The organism is Mesotoga sp. BH458_6_3_2_1 (assembly GCF_003664995.1).
In the GTDB taxonomy this organism is placed as follows: Bacteria; Thermotogota; Thermotogae; order Petrotogales; family Kosmotogaceae; genus Mesotoga.
In genome coordinates this window covers 142,970-162,605 of the sequence record NZ_JFHL01000029.1, presented here as the reverse complement: position 1 = coordinate 162,605, position 19,636 = coordinate 142,970, and the positions used below count along the sequence as shown (strand labels likewise).

Sequence of the window (19,636 nt, the reverse complement as noted above, 5' to 3'; positions counted from 1 at the left end):
ACAGACCCCTCCTAGTCGAGCTTCTCCTGCTGAATGTCTCTCTTGTTTATGGTAGCTATCGCAGCTGCGGCAACCAGAACAATCCCTTGAGCTATCGGAATCAAGTAGAACTCTGCCCCCATGAGCGTGAACGCGTTGTTTATGACCCCTAAGAGAAGTGCCCCGATAATTATTCCAAAGGTATTTGGTCGCTTTGCACCCAGGACTGTTCTAGCAACGAAAGTCACTGCTAAGGCTGGAAGCAATACCTTCTGTCCGGAGTAGATAATCGCTCCTGAACTCCTCATGGCGTACATAATCCCGCCCAGCGCGTAGAAAGCGCTCGCTATAACAAAGGAAGAAAACTTTAGCCTCTTAACGGCTATACCCATAAGTGTAGCCGTCTCGAAACTCTCTCCAACTGACTGTGTATGAACCCCAAATCTTGTCATATGGAGAAGCAGATGCGTCAGCAAATAAATGATAGCGGCCAGAAGAACGAGATTCGGGATCCCCAAGAAGCTCCCGTTAGCGAACACGGTTACTCGATCGTCTCTGATCCATATACTGAATCCATTGTTGTAAGATTTTTCAAGACCCATAGCAATGAACATGACTGCCGTAGTGACTATGAATGAAGACAACCTCAGATATGCAACCAGGAAACCATTCAGAATCCCAAACAAAACACAGATCCCGATTACTGCAGCGAGAGATGCCGCAGGGTGCATCCCTGATTTCAGGAATCCACAGTACAGAGTGGCACCCAGCCCAAGAACTCCTCCGAGAGAAAGATCGCTCTCACCTGCCATATTTACGAAGACTATTCCAAGTGCCGTGACCAGGAGAGGGGAAACCTGAATCATTATGTTAACAACATTATCTGGCTGGAGGAAGTATGGAGAAAGTATGCCAAATATGACAATCATGAACACGAAAGCCATGATTGTACCGCTTCTGTCAAGCCACCAGCCGAAGCCCTTACTCTTTCTTGATAAAGCCAACTCACTCATTAACTTTTCCCCCCATCGTCAACAATAGAAGCTCATCTTTAACTGCAGTCTTGGAATCAAGTAGTCCTTTCTCCTTCCCCGCAAAGAGCACCATTATCCTGGTCGATGCCCTTAGAGCTTCATCGAAATCGCTGGTAGTGACAATAACAGACTTCCCTTCCTTTGCAAGACTATGTATGATTTCGTATATCTCTTCTTTCCCTTTCACGTCTATCCCAACTGTAGGCTCATCAAAGAAGTAGATCTCGGAGTTGCCGACAAGCCACTTGGCAAACACTACCTTCTGCTGATTACCTCCGCTCAAGAATTTCGACGCCGTTTCTAGACCGGCAGTCTTTATGGAAAGCTCTTCTACCAGCTTCTTTGCCACTTCCTTTTCCTTTTTAACGTTGACAACGAATCCAAACCTGGAGAGCTTCTTCAATGACACCAGAGAGATGTTTTTTCTGACCGAGAAGTCATACACTACACCATTGAGTCTTCTATCTTCCGGCACAAGCGACAATTTCTTGTTCTTGGCATGCAAAGGACTCTTGGGAACCCAGCTCTTGCCATTTATCTTGAGCGTTCCACTTGCAGCTTTTCTCAGGCCGAAGATAGTCTCTATTAGTTCCGTTTTCCCGCTTCCGACTGCTCCTGTAATACAGAAGACTTCGCCTTTGAAAACATCGAAATCTATGGGGCCGAAAGTCTTGCCGTCGCTTAACTCCTTTACCTCAAGAGCAGGTGTTTCACCGTAACCGGGAGCAAGATTCTCCATCTTCTTAGTAACATCGATTTCTTTGCCCATCATGCTCCGAATAATTTCCTTGGTCGTAATTTCGTTCACCTTGCAGGTCACGACTTTCTCCCCATCTCTCAGAACAGTGAGAGTGTCGGCAATCCTGTAGATCTCTTCCAGTCTGTGGGATATGTAAATCGCAGTAATATTTCTCTCCTTTTTCAGACGGTCAATTACGGAAAATAGAGCGTCTACTTCCGATGAACTAAGTCTTGAAGTCGGCTCATCCAGAACGAGGATCTTTGGATTCCTGTAAAGCGATCTCGCAATACATACGAGTTGCTGCTGAGCTACGGTCAGATCTCTAGCAAGCGATCTAGCATCTATGAATCCTGGAATCAGCTGATCAAGAGTTTCTTGAGCTTTCTTCGACATCTCCCTTTGGTTCAAGAGAGCGCCTTTTGTTACCTCATCCCCCAGAAGGACATTCTGTGCCACAGTGAAGCTGGAGACGAGCTCGAGTTCCTGGAATATGAAGTCGATCCCGTATTGCCTTATGTTCTGTGCGGTTGCAGCATTGAGGCTCTTTCCATTAAGAAAAATCTCTCCGTCTGTCTGCTGATATACCCTGGCAAGTATCTTTATCAGAGTTGACTTTCCGGCGCCATTGGCTCCGAGAAGCGCATGGACCTCTCCTTCTTTCACCTCGAAACTCACATTCTTTAGAGCGTGCACCCCCGGAAATCTCATGTCTATTCCTGAGAATTCAAGTAGACTTGTGTTAGTCAAAATCATCACTCTCCACTACTGACTCCATCCTTTGGATCTTTCAACGGCTCTGTTCCAGACAGAGATCATGCTTTCCCTTCTACTTTCGCTTAATTGCGGTTCGAATACTCTCTCAGTCTTCCGGAGTCTTTTCACCTCCGAAAGATCCTTCCAGAATCCTGTAGACACACCGGCAAGATACGCCGCACCCATGGATGTACTCTCCAGGTATTCCGCTCTGTCAAGAGAACAGGAGCAGATATCCGAAACCAATTGCATCAAGAAGTCGTTCTTAGCCATTCCACCATCGACATTCAATTTCTGAACAGATATTCCAAGCCCGTCGCGGGCAGTTCTAAGAACATCATAGGTCTGAAAGGCGACCGACTCCAGTGCGGCCCTGGAAATGTGAGCAATATCATGGTTGAAAGACAGACCCGCTAGAATCCCTCTTGCAGTCATGTCCCAGTGAGGAGCGGCAAGTCCTACGAATGCGGGAACGAAAGCTATCCCTTCGGTCGAGTCAACGCTTTGGGCCAAATCAGTGAGCTCGGAAACGCTCGATGCGAGCCGAGCCTTCTTGACCAGCCAATTTAGAAGAGAACCTGCGACGTAGACTCCACCTTCGACTTTGTAAGTCATTTCACCGCCAATCCTCCAGGCGATTGTTGGAGTCAAACCTCTCGCTTCAGATCTTATGATCTTGCCGGTGTTGATTCCCAGATTAAGACAGGTTCCAAATGTGCACTTTGCTTCATTCTCTTCAAAGCAAGTTTGTCCAAAAAGCGCCGATTGCTGGTCCCCCAAGCAGCTCATTATTGGAATAGGTTTGACGAAAAACTCGGCCGGTGCCACCGCTTCTCCAAAGAGTGAATCGGAATCGCCGACCGCAGGAAGAATCCGCTCGGGTATGTCAAATTCCTTAAGAAGCGCGTCATCCCAGTCATTTGTGATTATGTTGAACAGGAGAGTTCGAGAAGCATTTGAACTGTCTGTCTTATGAGAGGTCCCATCTGTGAGTTTCCAGATGATCCATGAATCGACGGTGCCGAAAAGCAACTCCCCCTTCAGAGCGCGCTCCCTCACATCAGGCACGTTCTCGAAAAGCCAGACAATTTTCGTGGCAGAATAATAAGCATCAAGTAGTGACCCTGTCTTTCTCTCAATCTCTGCTTCAAGGTGCCCGTATCTCTTGCATATCTCGGCCGAGCGCTTGCACTGCCAGCTGATGGCATTGTAAACGGGAACCCCAGTCTTCCTGTCCCAAATTACCGTGGTCTCGCGCTGATTTGTTATCCCAACCGCAGCTACTCTACTGCTCGAAACATTATTCCGGATTTCTCCCAGACAATTCACTACCGAATCCCACAATTGGATAGGATCATGCTCAACCCATCCATCTCTGGGACTGAAGGAATCAATAGGAGTGTTAGCACTGGCAACGATAGACCCAGAAGCATCAACACAGATTACTTTCGTCCCGGTGCTCCCGATATCGATCGCCATTACCAAATCACGACTCATAAAGCAAAACCCCCTCCATATTCTCAGATACCCTTTGAACGCACAGTCAGCTTTCCATATTTTCCAAGCTGAATACCCTCGTAGTATTCAATCAATCTCCTGTTACTGTCGTAGGTAACGCTCTCTATCTTGAATGCGGGATAACAGTCCTTCTTCAAACCGAAGATCTTCATTTCGGAATCATTCAGAATGATTGGGACAAAGGATCTCACAAACTCCTGCATCACAATTCCGTATCGTCTTCCGAGCACAGAATATAGAAACTCTTTGCTGAAGTCGTTTTCCTCAATACCAGGTACCAGGTCGTAAGAAATGAAGTTTCTTGAGATAATCAAAGGCTCATTGTTTATTACTCGCAGTCTCTCCAGAGCGAAGACCCTTGCTCCGCACGGTATTCCCAGATTTTCCGCAACCGTCTCATTTGCTCCGATAATCTCGCACCGCAGAACCTTGTCCTTAATGCCAATGTTTTTCTTCACTAGCTCCTCTCCAAGACCCATCGTTTCACTGACGTACTGGAACGTGATTGACCGGGAAGAAACGAAGGTCCCCTTTGCCCGCTGCCTCGATAGATACCCATCCCTCTGGAGCTTCATCAAAGCATTTCTGACGGTGATTCGACTGACGTCGAATACCTTGCAAAGCTCCATTTCGTTCGGCAGTTTATCGCCTTCCTCGAGAATTCCCTTTGATATTGCATTAGTGATCCAGTCAGCGATCTGCTGAAATAACGGAACAGAAGAAGAGACATCTAGCCTCACTTTCGTCCAACTGTACATGGATTCACCTTCTCTACAGGAATTTTTGTATTGTTATAACAATATATCGATATAACCCAGTGATGATAATACCAAATCTCAACCAGATCGAAGAAACCCGATGATCCTCCGCCTGGTCGGATTATTCACACTGGCGACTCTTTAGCAATGAAGTTCTTCGGAATTCGGAGAATGGAAGTAATGAACGGGATCTAGCTAGTTTGATGGACTGTCGAGCTGCAGCTTGTTCTGACGAGTGAATAGCTTCAACGCTGATAATACTCATTATGTACGCTGGAACCCTGAGCGGGATATTCCTTTCATCTGAAGATAGTTCGCCGCAAGAAGGTTTATCTGTCGTCGAAAGAACTATAACAATCCAATCGAGTTGATCCACCGGATTCTCAGTCCGAAGGTCGGGGTTCGGTCCCCCATGGGGCTGCCAGTCTTGAAGCCCAGTTTCAATTCCTAATGATTAGCGTAGAAACAGTGAAGCAGAGGGTCCTTCAATAAGAGAAAGCTCATAAGTGATGATTTCCTTTGTTATCCTGTGTATTATTAGATCAAATTCAACAGTAATCGTCTCTTTGCCCGACAACGACGTAAACAAAAAGCTTTCGTCGCAGCTTCCAAGCAATTCTCGCACGTCCTCATATTCAGCGTAGTCATCCCAATCAAAGTCGATACTGTAGTCCACATCAACTTTCATGAGAACCCTCACAAGCACTTCTTCTTCAGAAAGCGCTCTTATGCTCTCAATCTGAGGTGGATTCTTCAGCGCGGCACCTCCAATATATAACGAACCTGCACCCGATGGAAGATTGAATACGACTGCCTTAATGTCCTCCGATTCAAGCGTGTCAAGGAAGTTTTTCCTTATCCATTCTGGGCTCGGTATAATCACAACACCATTTCTCATTATTCTGTCTTGGAATTCACGGATCATCGCAAACTTCGGCTCTAAGTACTTCTCGTTGAAGGCCCTCAAGCCAATAAGGAGTTCAACGCCCTTCGGACTGGTCAAGTCTTTCTGAAGATCATCCGTAACATATGGCCCTGAGCCGAAATCTGTAGTGTTGCTCGTAACGAAAACTACCGGCTCCTCAGTTGATTTTGAAAGTTGAACTATGCTCTCCCAAATAAGAGAGTCACGATAGCCCTTCCCATCTTTCTTAAAAGGTGCACGCCTTCTAAGGCATCGTTCCACGATCAGTTTGTGCGGAGTTTCCGGGTAGGGCAAAACCTCCGCATTGAGCTTCTTCAATTGAGAATGAAGGAAATTGCGATAATCGATTACTTCCTTTTCCACACAGATATCGGGAGAAGAATTACTAGTTTCTTTCTTCAAGAGAGAATCCAACTTACTGTCCAACTTGCGCTTCTTCTGAAGCGTTTCTTCTAAGTCTTCTCTAAAACGGTTCACAACCTCATCAATGACAACATCAGGAACTTTCAGCTCTATGAGCGCTGCTCTGACTGCTTCGAACAATGTGAAAAAGCTGCTGCCAGACATTCGGAAATCGGCACAGAAGACAGTACTATCAAGAATTACTTTCAATCTTAATCACCCCTCAATGTCACTTCACGTACAGCAGTTTCCAAGACAACTCAAACAATTAGTTCTCACAGGTGAAATACTCACTTGATAAATGCTTCGGCACTTGCAACTACTCACCAAGTTCGTTCCAGTTCTCGGTAAAATACCTGGAGATACCCAAGCCGGGCATGTATTCGGGATAGATCAGCTGAAATTCCTTTCGTGCTTCTTCATAACTTCTATCGGAGATCACGTGCAGACCCTTAGCCATGAAAAGCAGTGCTAGAGAGGGAGCTCTTGATTCACCGAGATTACAGTGAATCAGTAGATTCTTCCCTTCGCCATAATGCTTCTGGGCAAAGATCATGAAATCAACAAAGGTCTGTGGCATGAAAAGAGGAATATCTGGATCAACAATGTTCGGATAGAGATTAGCTCCTCTCTCAAAACTCAGGTAATTGGGGTGGTCCTTCGGTAGCGAACCTTTGTAGCCGACTGCATTGACGTGACATGGATGCTTGCACGCATGGACCACAGCCCATCCCGGTCTGGAATGGAAGCAATCCACTTCAGAACCAACATAGATGCGATCGTAAATTTCGGTCAAAGAAAATACCTCCGTTCGATAATTCATCACTCAATACTCATGACAGCACAGTACAAACAGTTACGAAGATGAATATTATCCCTTATTTGCAATTCGCGTGCTAATTGGGCGAGTCTCCAAAAACCTCAGAAACCCCACGGTATTTTCCATCTTCTGTCTCACTGAATCGTTGTCAATTTTCTTGTTGTGTCTTGAAAAGTTTTCGCGCACTCTTTCTTCGAAGATATGCGGCTCCAAAAAAGGGACATCGACTTTGCAGAAAATTGAGACATAATCATCCCAACAAAGCGCTGATCTAATTTCAATGCCACTCTTAGTCGGTACATCATACTGAACAATCAGATTCTCCATGAATTGGGACATCATTACAGCAGGGTTTATCTCAATTCCATGAAAGTTCATGGTCTTCGCGCTGCTTCTTCTATCAAGATCCAAAGCATATTCTTGCTCAGCCGAATTGCATAGAACTGCTCCTGACCACTCTTGCATCTTCTCCGTCTCGTAAGCCTCGACAATCGGCTTGCCTAGATAGCAGTTCTCGTCTATGTAGTATTCTCCGTAACTAATCGCTCCACGCAAGGGAATTCCTTTCTCAAATGCCAACCTCATGAGTAAAGCGGCCTTCAAGATGAAAGTGCCTCCTGGTAAGTTTATCGTGGAATACTCTTGGAAGAGAACTATCGTGTCGGAAAACATGAAACTACCGACTGTGTCGAAAGAAAGCGACTGATCTTCATCTGTGTGATTGATTGTTACTGCTGCTTTATCAATGCCAGAGACAACAGAATTATAGATCTTTATGAGCTCTTCCAGAGAGTTATTCTCTATCAATGAACGATAGCCGAGTATATCGAAGAGACCGAAGAAACCTGTGACCTTTCTCCCGGAAGATACTTCTTTGGTTGATTTGCTGGAAATTACTCTTGAAGAGCCTCCTTGATTTCGCTTCACTTTGAACCTGCTCACTACTGTCCCTCCTGATAATCGACTATTCTCGAATTCTCGTGAGGAAAACCACATTCAATACAATGTATCTTCTCTTTCCAGTTTTCCTTGATTTTGAGCCTAATATGGCAGCAAGGTAGCTGTATGAGTCTCATATCATTACTTTCGCGATTGATCCAAGCGTTGGCTGTCTTCAGTCTTTGTTGACTGGATCTAATTGCTTTCCCCTGATTCTTGCTGCTGAGGTACTTTTTCATTTTTTCGAAGACTTCTCTGTTCAGATTCTCTATGCACCAGTTCATTGCAAGCGCCTGTATGTAGTTCAGTTGCTCAACAGTGAACCAATAATTTGCTGGGGCTACCTGTCCACAATAAGGGCAATGTATTTCCTTTTCATTTGTTTCAATTATTTGAGTTTGTTCTTCAGCTTCAACCATGTATTCTGCAGTAAACTTTTCGCCTTCTTGCCTCAGCAATTCATCTGGCACTTCGATTTTGAACTCCCTTTTGCAGTAAGGACATTCACGTCTGAGAAAACGATCTGTGTCAAGCGGAAGAAAGACTTGAATTGTGTTCATTCTTTATCCTCCTTCAGTTCTGCATATCTGCGGATCACAGCTGTAGCAAGTGTTGCTGCCGTGTTCAGTGAGAGTTCGGCCATCATCTCTGTGACGACCGGCAGAGATTCTCCCTTTCCATGAGCATCACCAAGTTCGTTTCTCAATCTCCCTAGTCCTGACACCACACCGTAAAGCGCATTCAGCAGATCTAGTATCTTACCTTGTCCACCAGATTCATCGAGATCAAGGATTTTTCGTGTCGACTTCCACAGACCAGTGACTTGTTTGGAATCTGGAAGAGGAACGCCTTTCTTTTCATGACAGGACTTCATTACCGATTCGAAGATGGCTATACTCGAAGTAATAACACCTTCCAAATCTCCGTCACGAATTTCCTTTCTTGCCTTCTCAAGGAACTTGAAGGCGGAATAGAACTCATACCTCTCAAACAAAGATCGAGAGGTATTTACTATCTGGCGAGTAGTTTCGGCAATGACTAGAGTGCATTCCCTGCAGTACTCGATTGTGGTATCTCTGTTTCTCTTTAAACAAAAGAGAGCGTCGACTTCTGCGAAAGAATCTTCACCGAAGTCAAGTATACGTATTCTAGGGGAAACAGAGTCACAACCTATTTCTCTGAATATTTTTCCAACGGGGCATTCAGCACAAATTGATGGGCTCACTTCATTTGTACTGTCTTTTCCTTTCGGTCTTGCTGCTCTGCAGACTAGAGAGCCAGGTATGAAAGACTGATAATGACATGCTATGCTCTCATTTTCTTCGGGTTCTCGGGGCTTGATGTACACTTACTAACCACTCCCTATTCAGTAGTTTCATGCAGGTTAGATTAATTTGAGTCTTTGAGAAGTGTGTGGAAAGGGAGTGATTTGGAGAAGGATATCCAGTACACTTGTAGAACAGCTTTGTTTGCACGAAACTCGTTCTTGAGGTCCGGAGTCCCAGCTCCGGTATTTCTTAAACAATGATGAAACCATTCACATATGTTGCCCGGTTTGTGACACTCTAGGACGCAACAACCAATTAATAGTGACTGATACTATCCAATTCTGCTAAACTAATAACATTCTTCAACCATCTTCTAGATGCAACAAGCTACTTTAGCAATAAATCCCGTGACTTCAAAATTTCACTTCATTTCTCAGGCAAGAACATTCCAGAGATGCTCCTAATGAACCAGGTAATAGGTAATGTGTAGACTTTATATTGCTAACTGTTGAAAATCGCGTCTGCCACAAAAGACTTTCTTCTATGTGCATATCACTAAAGCTCACTTGTCGCAAAAATTCCAGTGAAATAGCTGTCAAGTGCATCGATTTGTTAGGTGCTCCTATACCTTTTCAGCCCACTCTCGGCAAACGACCTCCGCCTGCTCCAGAACGGTTTGAGTTGCTTTTTCCTGTTTGTCGGGCGGATAACCGTATTTGCGCAGAATCCGTTTCACAATCACCCGTATCTGGGCACGGGCATTTTCACGAACAGTCCAGTCTATGCTCACGCTCCGCCTAACCGCTTCAACCAGTTCGTGCGCAATCGTCTTCAGCATTTTATCACCCAAAACCTTCACCGCACTGTCGTTAACCTCAAGCGCATCGTAGAAGGCGATTTCGTCATCGTTCATGCCAAGGTTTTCGCCACGCTGCTGAGCCTCGCGCATTTCCTTGGCCAATTTGATCAGTTCCTCGATGACCTGCGCGGTTTCAATCGCCCGGTTCTGGTATTTTCGTATGGCCTTTTCAAGCATCTCTGCAAAAGATCGTGCCTGTACTACGTTTTTGCGGGAGCTTGTCTTGATCTCATCGTTCAAGAGTTTTCTCAGCAATTCCACCGCAAGGTTCCGGTGAGGAAGCTGCCGCACTTCTTGGAGGAAGTCGTCTGAGAGAATCGAGATATCCGGTTTCTTTAATCCCGCCGTAGCGAAAATGTCGATGACCTCTTCTGAGGCTACGGCGCGCGATACCAGCTGGCGAATCGCGGTATCCATCTCTTCGGGACTCTTGCCTTCGCCTTCAACCGTTGCTTTAGCCAGCCCAGCTCGGACCTCTTGGAAAAATCCCACTTCATCACGAATCTTAATAGCTTCCTCATGCGGAACAGCAAGAGCAAAAGCCTTGGACAGAGCAGTCACCTCTGCCAGATAGCGATTCTTGCCATCCTCCAACTGAAGAATGTGTTCCATGGCAGCCGCAATGCCGCCGATACGCTTTGCCGGTTCTGCTCTGAGAAGAGAAGTGTAATTGAAACCGTGGAACATGGAGACGACAATATCGAACTTCTCCAACATTACCGCAACGGCTACTTCATGGTTCATGGCTGCCTTCCCGCGGCCCCCCGCTTCGGTGTAGTCCGCAAGGGCTCTTTTCAGCTGGTCCACAAGGCCGAGGTAGTCAACGACCAATCCGCCCGGCTTATCTTTGAACACGCGGTTAACACGGGCTATCGCCTGCATCAGGCCGTGCCCCCGCATCGGCTTGTCTACGTACATCGTATGAAGCGACGGGCAATCAAACCCCGTCAACCACATATCCCGCACGATCACCACCTTCATCGGATCGCTCGGGTCTTTGAACCTCTTGGCCAGGGCCTCACGTCGCGGCTTACTGCGAATATGGGGCTGCCACTCGGCACGATCCGATGCGGAACCGGACATGACAATCTTCAGCACGCCCTTGTCGTCATCCTCGCTATGCCAATCCGGCCGCAGCTTCACGATGGCGTTGTACATATCCACACAGATTCGACGACTCATGCAAACGACCATCGCCTTGCCGTCTAATGCCAGCAAGCGATCATCAAAATGGTGAACGAGGTCCTCCGCCACAATCGAGATTCGCTTTTCCGTGCCGACCATAGCTTCAAGAGCGGCCCACTTGGTGCGCAGCTTCTGCTTGTAGGTCTCTTCCTCCCCCTCGGTGATCTCTTCAAACTCCGGATCGATTGTCGGTTTTTCCTCTTCCCGCAAGTCGATCTTTGCCAGCCTACCTTCGTAAAATATGGGAACGGTGGCGCCATCCTCGACCGCCCGCAGGATGTCGTATTTATCGATGTAGTCGCCGAAGACGGCCGGCGTGCTTCTGTCGTCACGTTCGATGGGCGTACCTGTAAATCCAATAAAGGACGCATTTGGCAGAGCGTCGTGCATGTGACGAGCAAATCCGTCGATGAAGTCATACTGACTGCGGTGCGCTTCGTCGGCAATGACCACGATATTTCTGCGAGAGGATAGTTCGGGGTATTGCTGGCCCTTCTCGTCAGGCAGGAATTTCTGAATCGTCGTGAAAATCACCCCACCCGAAGCAACTTGAAGCAGCTCCTTCAAATGTTCCCGGCTTTCTGCCTGAATGGGTGTTTGACGAAGAAGGTCACGGCAGGATGAAAACGTGCCAAAGAGCTGATCGTCCAGGTCGTTCCGGTCGGTTATCATCAGCAATGTTGGGTTTTCCATGGCCGGATGACGGATGATCTTACCGGCGAAAAACGCCATCAAAAGGCTCTTACCGCTTCCCTGGGTATGCCAGATCACTCCGATACGGTGACCACCGAAGTGATCGGTGCCAGTGCCATAAGCGGCCTGCGGCTCCCGCACTTCAAAAGGGTTGTGCTCGTCAAGCCCCGGGAAACGGGCATACAGCATACCGGGGTCTGCATCAATACCGCATGCCGACAGGGTACATTCAACCGCTTTGTTAACCGCATAGAATTGATGATAGGCCGCCGCTTTTTTGGCAACCACGACTCCATCATCGTCGAACACGACAAAATTCAATACAAGGTCGAGAAATCGCCGCTTTTCAAAAACCCCCTTGAGTAGCACTTCAAGTTCCACAGAGCCTCGCGGGGCGACTTCTTTGCCGTCAATTGTGCGCCATGGCATGAAACGGTCCCAGCCGCTTGTGAGCGTCCCACCGCGGGCCTCCAGACCGTCTGAAATGACAAGCAACTCGTTATAGATGAAGAGGGCGGGTATGTCGTTCTTGTAGGTCTGAAGCTGGTTGAATGCATGGCGGATGGTAGCCTTCTCATCCGCAGGATTCTTGAGCTCGATCACGCACAGGGGCAGGCCATTGACAAAAACCACGATGTCGGGCCGGCGGCATCTCCGATCTTCAATGACAGTGAACTGATTGACGGCGAGCCAGTCGTTATTCTCCAAGTCTTCAAGATCGAGCAGCCATACCTTGTCGTGGACCTCTCTACCATCCTTCATATAGGAGACATCCACGCCGTCAGTCAGCATACGGTGAAAACGTCTGTTGTTTTCGATCAAGCTTGGCGAGTCGGTCCTTGCGATTTTCCGGACGGCCTCCTCAATGGCATCCGGTGGGATGTTTGGATTGATATTCTCAAGGGCGGTCTGCAGCCTTCCGACCAAGATGACCTGATCGTAATCATTACGTTCACAGGCCGGGCCGTCGGGGCTGATATCAGGACCAAAGACATAATCATATCCGATATCTCGGAGGTAGTTTATGGTCAGGATTTCAACCTGGGCTTCGTCGAGGTATTTGCGCACCGGTCAGGTCCCCATCAATGAAAGCAGGGAAATAACGAATGCCACCAAACCGCCGCCCCAACACCACTTGCGCCAAGCACCCACAAACAGTCCCAGAGATGCGCACATGAACGCCGCCCAAAACGCGATCTGAAGAGGGATCGTGTTCTTGTGCGACACCAGCCATGGCCACGGCAACATGTGAGTCAGCGCAAGGAATATAATGACAGCGATTCCACCAAACGCTATGCCTGCGAAAACACTCATACAGAAGGCCTTACGCTCAGCCTTTCTCTTATGGTCCGATTCCTCTTCGGCTTTCCTCTGGGCTTCCGCAGCGGATTTCCCGGCTGCTTTAGCCAATTCTTCGGCACCAATCTTCGCTTGGTCGTGTTCCTTAAGCGCTCGGCTGGCGGCTTCCAATTGCTGCCCTGCTTCTTCAATCCCTTTGTTCAGCTCATTGGTGTTTGCCTCGTATGCTGCCTTATCCTCTTGTCGCTTCCGGGCCTCTTCCTCCGCACGCACTTTCTGTCGTTGGAGTTCCTGTTCAAGTGACATCTTTTCTTCAAGGAGGTTTCTATTTTCCTCAACAAACGCCTGTTCGACCTGCTCCTTGAATTTGGCGTCGTCGTGCTCGGAGCGCAGCCGGTCCAGGAGTAGGTCGTTAGCGAGCATCTTCATTGCGGTTTGCTCGGGTACTTCTTTGTATGTAGCGAGAATCTGCAGCATCTTCGAGCATGCGCGGCTCCCACCGCTTCCGATCACCCGGAACTCAGGCAGGGCAAATGTCTCTGCAAATGCCTTCTCGAAGTCCTGGTCTGTTGGCACAAATGGCCGCAATATCTGCCAAAATATGTTCGGCAACAGAACGCAAGCGCGCCGTCCGACTTTGCGGGATGCTTCCCAGTCAAAGCGATACAGGTAGTAGTCACAAGAGATCAGCAGAGCCCCAGCTTCCAGACTCGATGCAGCGTTCGTTCTAAGATTTCGTGTCTCCTCCAGCACCTTCACGTCGTGCATCACCGTTTCATATGGCTTGTCGCCACGTCCGTTTTTATCCAGGAACTCCCGATACTCATGAAACAGATCGTTCTGATCGTTAGGCCGTTCGGAATGTGGCCGGTATATCTTAATGTCCTTCGTGGCCAGGAGGCTATCGACGTGCTCAAACGGACGGAGAAACTCGTCAACATCTATCGGGCCAGCAGCGTTACGTTCATGAAACTTCTGCTCAATCCCGGACAAGTTCCGGGAGGTCGATGCGGCGCGGCTTAGAGAGTTCGTCCACGGCCGAGAACGTAGGATGCTCCCGTAGTGAGAGATGGTGTTTGATATCTCCTTCTGGGTCTCTTCGTGAAACCGCAGCTTGAAGGGGAGCTTATGTTCGCTGATCGCTCGCATCAGGTCGTGGGATACCTGAACCTGTGTATTGTAATGCAGGTCCAGAATGCCGAACAGGAAGTTTGTATCAAGAAATAGCGTCAGTTCGCGAAGCTCCTTGCGCAGATGCTCCGACAGATCGGCGGGCACTTCGAGCGTGTAGAAGTTGAACGCCGCATCCGCAAGTTGAGCGATATACTTGATACGGTCAGTATCACGTCCAAGTGCCGCCATAAACCCGGAAACCGCAGCTTCCACTCTTGCCCGTAAATTCTTATCGAGGAAACCGTGCTCGTCGATAGCCTTGTGCAGGATAGCCGTCAGGCTGGCTTCGTGCTCTGGTGGAGTGTTCACCGTCGGGTCAAGTAAGGCTGCCGCCTGAATACCGTGGCGTCGAAAAGTCTTCTGAAGGTAGGCACGTAGTACTTCCCACGCATCCTCGACTGGTAAGTTAGGATAGCTGTCCCCCAACTGCTGGAACCAATCCACTCTGACCCGTTCCTCAAGAGATTGGGCTTCCTCAATAGACTGCTTCAGCTCCTCCATCGCCGCTGGGTCAAGTCGATAGTTTGTGTTGCCTGGCCGAATAATGACATTCTGCTTTTCCAGCTCATCAAGCGCCGACTCGATCTGGTCTTGGGGTATGACAAGGCCAAACAGCGTCTCGATGGTTTTGTGAAACTGACCCGACACGTAGAATTGTTCATCCGGAAATTCGAATAGACAAAGAGTCACCAGACCACGGATTGTCGCATGCGGATCGCCTGTCTTCGCAATCGCAATAAAGTTGCACATTTTCTCGAAGATACTGGAAAACGTGCGAATCGTAATTCGATCAGGTGCTGCACTATTCATTAGTTCACTCCTTCGGCTATTGCCTCGGCATTCGGGACCCGCAACTCACCAGAAATGAGTTTGGGAAGGAGGGTGTCGCGAAGAGAGGAAAGGGAACGTGATTCTCTTAACAGCAATTCCTGACGACTGAAACTATCGCCAAAATATCTTAGCCAAATATCAATAATTGACTGTGGAGGGTTCGCAAATCTAAGATCGGACAGCACTGTCAGACTGACATTAGCTTGGACACCCTGGACAACCCGCGAACTGGCTTCATCTTGGATTCTATCTGAAATCAATATCAATCTGAGAAAGGTCGATGGTAGCTCATTCTTTTTTGGCCTAACAAAAGCAATCGCTTGATTTACGTTTGAATCATTCAATTCCTCAGGCAATATGGATACTCTTCCAATGGTACCAGCAATTGAAAAAAGAACATCATTAGTTTTCAATATCGATCTTTTCAAAAAACCTTCGTGTATTGATCGTGGGATTCTATCTAAGTTTGATAAGTCAATCTCCCCTTCTTCAGATATATTTCTTACTTTTAGAAATGGAATAGATGGTGTGTCCTGTGCATTAAGAACGTCATTCATGCGGGGTGTTGTTCCTTTAGACAACTTTTCAGCATTTTCACCTATGGTACTAACCTCCCACCCCTTTGGGATCTCACCAATCTCCGAGTTTTCGAAACTGTCGGGAAAGAGCGCGGCAATTTCATCCGGCAGACCTGTCGGGCGGCCTTCGGCTTTGGCGCGCACCGGGTCAAAATCCACGAACCAGGACTTGAAGACTGCCCGGGCAGTGGCCTCCAGCGTCTGGTTCATCCGGCGATTCAATTCGATCTTGTCATCCAGCGATCCGAGGATGTGGACTATGGCACGTTGTTCATGCTCATTGCTAGGTATTTTGATAGTAATAGCTCTAAAATCAGTTTTGTTGAACTTGGGTTGAGCACTTCCAGTAATTATACTTTGAATTTGATTTTGGCCAATTGGACCGGCGAAATAATAGTATAGAAAGTCGCGGAGTGATTCCTTCCCTTCGGTTTTAATGACAATCGAATTTGGGCCCAAGGTTGCTGGTTTTCCAAGGTCGGGTACACGGAAAACTGTACCCGCATTCGCGCCAACATTCGAAATGATAACATCACCAACATCTAAAGAGCTCTTCTTCAAGAAGCGGTAAGAATTCTCAGGGAGATATACATAATTTCCATTCCAACCGTTATTGAAATCAACAAGCCGGACCAATATCGCAAAATCAGGGGTAGATGAATAAGAAACATTCTTTTTTAGAGTGGCAAAACTGCCATTTGCCACGTAGTCTGTTACATTAGCAATATCATCAACTCGGTGATTTACCCAATCACCGCTCATAGCCCAAGACCTCCAAGTTACTTTTGATGGTGGCTTCTAGCCGATCCGCTTCAATAAACTGCTCGTAGAGCGTGTCTACTCTTTTCACTCCCCGACCTCCCGTATCTTCTCTTCCAGAAATTTCTGTATTTCTTCCTTGCGGGGCAGTTCGAGCTGGTACTTGGAGACGAACAGGTGGTTGTCCATACCTGCCAAGGCGTATTCCACCAGGGCATGGTCTTTTTGCGTGCAGAGCAGAATGCCCACGGGCGGCTTGTCTCCGTCGGCCATCATGTTTTTCCGGTACCAGCTCACATAGGTGTTGAACTGTCCGAGGTTTTCGTGGTTAATGGACTCGACCTTCAACTCCACCAGCACATGGCATTTAAGGATGCGGTGGTAGAAAACCAGGTCAACGAAACCGTGTGTATCACCGATCAGGATCCGCTTCTGGCGGGTTTCGAAGCAGAATCCGTGGCCAAGCTCCAAAAGGAAATCCTGTAGTTCGTTCAGGAGCTGATCCTCCAGATCGGACTCCCTCATGGCCTCACAGGACTTTATCCCGAGAAACTCGAAAACATAGGGATCGCGGACAGCCAGTTTCGGTTCGCTCTTTTCCGTCCCTGATTGGACCAGTTCTGCCAGTTTTTCTTTGTTTTCCGATAACTCGGAACGCTCATAGTAGAGGCTGCCGATCTGCCGTTTGAGCTCCCGCACCGACCAGTTTCCCCGGATGCACTCGATCTCGTAAAAGGTCCGTTTGAGAGGATCGTCAAGATCCACGATCAATTCCAGATGGCTGTATGAAAGCCGATATACGAGTTTTTCCGGTGGGATTTTCAATTGTGGGGACGGTGTCCCCACTTTTTCAATTCCATGTAAATCCGCAGGCAGCATAGTCTTCAATTGTGCGGACAGTGTCCCCACAATTTGAGGATAAAGCCGGTAAAAACGTAGGTAACGATAGAGCTGGCGGCGATTGCAATTACTCACATTGATGCCTGTCAGCCGCTTTGCCAGTTCTGAAAGGAGCTTATCACCGTAATCCGCCCGGTCCGAACCGTTCAGTTCATATTTGACAATATAGGCGCCGATCATCCAGTTTCGAAGGGTCAGGCTGACATTGACCGCCCGCCCGGCCTGCGCAGCCATGTTTTCGTCTACCTGGTGAATAGCAGTGACCAGGGTGCTGAAGTTGAAGCCTTCCTGGTTATTGGCCATAGCCCAAGCTCTCCAGGTTCTTTTTGATAGCGGCTTCGAGCTGGTGAGCCTCAGCGAACTGCTCGTAGAGCGTTGCTGACAGTTCGGCCATTTTTTCTTCGAATGGAATGCCATCGCCTTCGATCTCTTCCATGCCTACGTAGCGGCCAGGGGTCAGGATATAGCCGTGGTTTCTGATCTCTTCGGTGGTAACGCTCATGCAGAAACCCGGCACATCCTTGTATTCGCCAACCTCTTCTTCTCCACGCCAGGCATGGTAAGTCCCGGCAACCTTGTCGATCTCTTCTTCGGAAAAATCTTTGTGGGTTCGATCGATAAGGTTTCCCAATTTGCGGGCGTCGATAAAGAGCGTTTGTCCGCGCCGGTCTCGAAATTTGCCGTTCTTCTTGTTTCGAGCGAGAAACCAGAGGCACACCGGAATCTGAGTCGTATAGAAAAGCTGCCCGGGCAGGGCGATCATGCAATCCACCAGGTCCTTCTCAATTATATTCTTGCGGATTTCCCCTTCACTGGTGGTGCTGGTGGACATGGAGCCATTGGCCATAACGAAACCGGCAATACCAGTGGGTGAGAGGTGATGGATGAAGTGCTGAATCCAAGCGTAGTTGGCGTTGTTCACCGGCGGAATGCCGTACTTCCAGCGGGCGTCTTCCCGTAGGCGTTCGCCGCCCCAGTCGCTCATGTTGAAGGGCGGATTGGCGAGGATGAAATCAGCTCGCAGGTCCTTGTGCAGGTCATTATGAAAGCTGTCCGCATGTTGACCGCCAAGGTTGGCGTCCAGTCCTCTGATGGCCAGGTTCATCATCGCCAGCCGCCAGGTTGTAGGATTGGACTCCTGACCGTAGATAGCGATATCACCCAGGCGGCCGCCACGCTCCTCAACAAAGCCCTCGCTTTGAACGAACATGCCACCCGAGCCGCAGCACGGGTCAAACACGCGACCCTTATATGGCTCGATCATTCTGACGAGCAGATTGACCACGCACCGGGGTGTGTAAAATTCACCGCCGCCTTTGCCTTCCGCCGCGGCGAAACGACCGAGGAAATACTCGTACACCCGGCCGAGAATATCTTTTGAGCGGGATTCATCGTCTCCAAGTCCGATCTTGCTGACGATATCGATGAGCTCACCCAACAGGTATTTGTCCAGAGTCGGACGCGAATAGTCTTTGGGCAGAACACCCTTGAGGGTAGGATTCTCTTTCTCAATGGCCACCATAGCGTCATCAATGATTTTGCCGATGGTCGGTTGCTTGGCGCTGGATTGGAGTTTGGACCAGCGGGCCTCCTTCGGCACCCAGAAAATGTTGGCAGCCGCGTATTCGTCACGATCTTCAGGATCTGAATATTCAGTATCCTTGGTAGCCTCCAGCTGCTTGTACTTGGCCTGGAAGGCGTCCGAGATGTATTTGAGAAAAATCAATCCAAGAACCACATGCTTGTACTCGGAGGCATCCATATGCCCCCTCAACTTGTCGGCAGCGGCCCACATCTGGTTCTCAAAGCCGAGATTCGCTCCGTTGGTTTCTTTTGCCATATAGTCTACCTCCATAGGCATGATTTAGGGCCAAAAGAGTCTATCGAGCAAACTGTTTCGGGTAGGGAAGTGTTCCATCTGGAAGTGTAGATCTTTCCTAGTTGAGCGATTGAAGTATATCGAAGAACTTTATTTGGAGTCTTCTTTCAGAGACAGTAGGCTCAACTACCCAAACAATCTTTTCTTGCGTTTCTAGTACTTTTCACGATTATTATAGTAATAATTTCTAAAAAAACCAAATGCAGTTCAATAGATTGCGAAAAGTTTACGGAAACATTGGGTTCATGATTCATGCGGCACCCATCCGGAGAAAATACTCTGCCTGTCTATCCTAACTGATGAAAGAACCAGCTAGGCCATTAACCGAATTCTCTATGGTTA

Annotated in this window: 14 protein-coding genes; all 14 read right to left on the bottom strand. The window is 48.1% G+C overall.

Features of this window, described 5'->3' with window-relative positions:
• Positions 1 to 11 precede the first annotated feature (11 nt).
• The 14 genes from Y697_RS13415 to Y697_RS13350 all read right to left on the bottom strand — a co-directional run bounded on the left by Y697_RS13415 (position 12) and on the right by Y697_RS13350 (position 19,255).
• A complete protein-coding gene (locus Y697_RS13415; RefSeq protein WP_121552307.1) occupies positions 12 to 992 on the bottom strand; it encodes an ABC transporter permease in 981 nt (326 codons plus the stop codon).
• On the bottom strand, positions 985 to 2,502 hold the full coding sequence (locus Y697_RS13410; protein WP_183083825.1) for a sugar ABC transporter ATP-binding protein: 1,518 nt from the start codon (positions 2,500 to 2,502) through the stop codon (positions 985 to 987). Before Y697_RS13410 ends, Y697_RS13415 begins: the two co-directional genes overlap by 8 nt.
• A gap of 15 nt (positions 2,503 to 2,517) precedes the next feature.
• Complete coding sequence (locus Y697_RS13405) at positions 2,518 to 4,005, bottom strand: glycerol kinase GlpK (RefSeq protein WP_121552305.1); 1,488 nt, start codon at positions 4,003 to 4,005, stop codon at positions 2,518 to 2,520.
• Positions 4,006 to 4,028: 23 nt separating this feature from the next.
• Complete coding sequence (locus tag Y697_RS13400) at positions 4,029 to 4,784, bottom strand: GntR family transcriptional regulator (protein WP_121552304.1); 756 nt, start codon at positions 4,782 to 4,784, stop codon at positions 4,029 to 4,031.
• A 454-nt stretch (positions 4,785 to 5,238) separates the two neighbouring features.
• Entirely contained in the window at positions 5,239 to 6,321 is a 1,083-nt protein-coding gene (locus tag Y697_RS13395; protein ID WP_121552303.1) for a PIN domain-containing protein, read from the bottom strand.
• Between the two features lie 109 nt (positions 6,322 to 6,430).
• A complete protein-coding gene (locus tag Y697_RS13390) occupies positions 6,431 to 6,907 on the bottom strand; it encodes a hypothetical protein (protein ID WP_121552302.1) in 477 nt (158 codons plus the stop codon).
• A gap of 75 nt (positions 6,908 to 6,982) precedes the next feature.
• Positions 6,983 to 7,873 carry a hypothetical protein gene (locus Y697_RS13385; protein ID WP_121552301.1) on the bottom strand — a complete coding sequence of 297 codons (891 nt, stop codon included), beginning with the start codon at positions 7,871 to 7,873 and terminating at the stop codon, positions 6,983 to 6,985.
• Complete coding sequence (locus tag Y697_RS13380; RefSeq protein WP_121552300.1) at positions 7,873 to 8,430, bottom strand: hypothetical protein; 558 nt, start codon at positions 8,428 to 8,430, stop codon at positions 7,873 to 7,875. Before Y697_RS13380 ends, Y697_RS13385 begins: the two co-directional genes overlap by 1 nt.
• Entirely contained in the window at positions 8,427 to 9,218 is a 792-nt protein-coding gene (locus Y697_RS13375; protein ID WP_121552299.1) for an abortive infection family protein, read from the bottom strand. Before Y697_RS13375 ends, Y697_RS13380 begins: the two co-directional genes overlap by 4 nt.
• 542 nt (positions 9,219 to 9,760) lie before the next feature.
• On the bottom strand, positions 9,761 to 12,943 hold the full coding sequence (locus Y697_RS13370; RefSeq protein ID WP_121552298.1) for a type I restriction endonuclease subunit R: 3,183 nt from the start codon (positions 12,941 to 12,943) through the stop codon (positions 9,761 to 9,763).
• 3 nt (positions 12,944 to 12,946) lie between these two features.
• Entirely contained in the window at positions 12,947 to 15,157 is a 2,211-nt protein-coding gene (locus Y697_RS13365) for a cell envelope integrity protein TolA (RefSeq protein ID WP_121552297.1), read from the bottom strand.
• Positions 15,157 to 16,518, bottom strand: a complete 1,362-nt coding sequence (locus Y697_RS13360) for a restriction endonuclease subunit S (RefSeq protein ID WP_121552296.1) — start codon at positions 16,516 to 16,518, stop codon at positions 15,157 to 15,159. Before Y697_RS13360 ends, Y697_RS13365 begins: the two co-directional genes overlap by 1 nt.
• Before the next feature lie 84 nt (positions 16,519 to 16,602).
• The gene (locus tag Y697_RS13355; protein ID WP_121552295.1) at positions 16,603 to 17,718 is read right to left on the bottom strand and encodes a YhcG family protein; all 1,116 of its coding nucleotides are present in this window, start codon (positions 17,716 to 17,718) and stop codon (positions 16,603 to 16,605) included.
• A complete protein-coding gene (locus Y697_RS13350; protein ID WP_121552294.1) occupies positions 17,708 to 19,255 on the bottom strand; it encodes a class I SAM-dependent DNA methyltransferase in 1,548 nt (515 codons plus the stop codon). Before Y697_RS13350 ends, Y697_RS13355 begins: the two co-directional genes overlap by 11 nt.
• Between the last annotated feature and the right edge of the window lie 381 nt (positions 19,256 to 19,636).